1 protein-coding gene and 1 pseudogene are annotated in these 971 nt (G+C 77.8%); both read left to right on the forward strand.

The features are described from left to right. A pseudogene (locus tag M3185_RS16945) lies at positions 1 to 698 on the forward strand (GTP 3',8-cyclase MoaA); the annotation flags it as partial. 2 nt (positions 699 to 700) lie between these two features. Further along, the gene (locus M3185_RS16950) at positions 701 to 970 is read left to right on the forward strand and encodes a MoaD/ThiS family protein (RefSeq protein ID WP_308222224.1); all 270 of its coding nucleotides are present in this window, start codon (positions 701 to 703) and stop codon (positions 968 to 970) included. The last annotated feature ends 1 nt before the right edge of the window (position 971 follow it).

Here is a 971-nt window from a genome sequence, read left to right on the forward strand (position 1 = left end):
TCTCCCTCGACAGCCTGGACGCGGACACCTTCGCCGCCCTGGCCCGCCGGGACCGGCTCGCCGAGGTCCTGGCGGGGGCGGAGGCCGCGGCCGCGGCCGGGCTGGTCCCGGTGAAGATCAACGCGGTGCTCATGCGCGGGGTCAACGACCACGAGGCCCCCGAGCTGCTGGGCTGGGCGCTGGGGCGCGGGTTCGCGCTGCGGTTCATCGAGCAGATGCCCCTGGACGCCGACCACGGCTGGACCCGCGAGCACCTGGTCACCGCCGCCGAGATCCGCCACCGGCTGGGGCAGCGGTTCCGGCTGGTGGCCCACCCGGGCCCGCGGGCCGGGGCCCCGGCCCAGCTGTGGGAGGTCCACCCCCACGCCACCGCCACCACGGCCACCGGGACCGGTGAGGCCGCGGGGGACGCCGTGCTGGGCACGGTGGGGATCATCGCCTCGGTGACCGAGCCCTTCTGCGACCAGTGCACCCGGACCCGGATCACCGCCGAGGGGCGGGTGCGCTCCTGCCTGTTCTCCCACGAGGAGGTCGACCTGCTGGGGCTGCTGCGGGCCGGGGCGACCGACGCGGAGGTGGCCGATCGGTGGCGGGCGGCGATGTGGGCCAAGCCGGCCGCCCACGGGATGGACCGGCCCGGGCTGGGCTCGCCCGGCTATGTGCAGCCGGAGCGTTCGATGAGCGCGATCGGGGGCTGAGCGTGGTGCTGATCCGCTACTTCGCCGCCGCCCGGGCCGCGGCCGGGACCGAGGCGGAGGTCCTGGACCTGGGGCCGGGGGCCGTGGCCCGCCGGGAGGTCGAGGCCTGCCTGGCCGCCCGCCACCGCACCCCGCCGGTGGGGCAGCCGCCGCTGGGGCAGGTCCTGGCCCGCTCCAGCTTCCTGCTCGACGGGGTGGCCTGCCCCGACCCGGACACCCGCGTCCCGGCCGCCGCGACCCTCGACGTCCTGCCCCCCTTCTCCGGCGGCTGAG

Source organism: Kocuria rosea (genome assembly GCF_023715525.1).
In the GTDB taxonomy this organism is placed as follows: domain Bacteria; phylum Actinomycetota; class Actinomycetes; order Actinomycetales; family Micrococcaceae; genus Kocuria; species Kocuria rosea_A.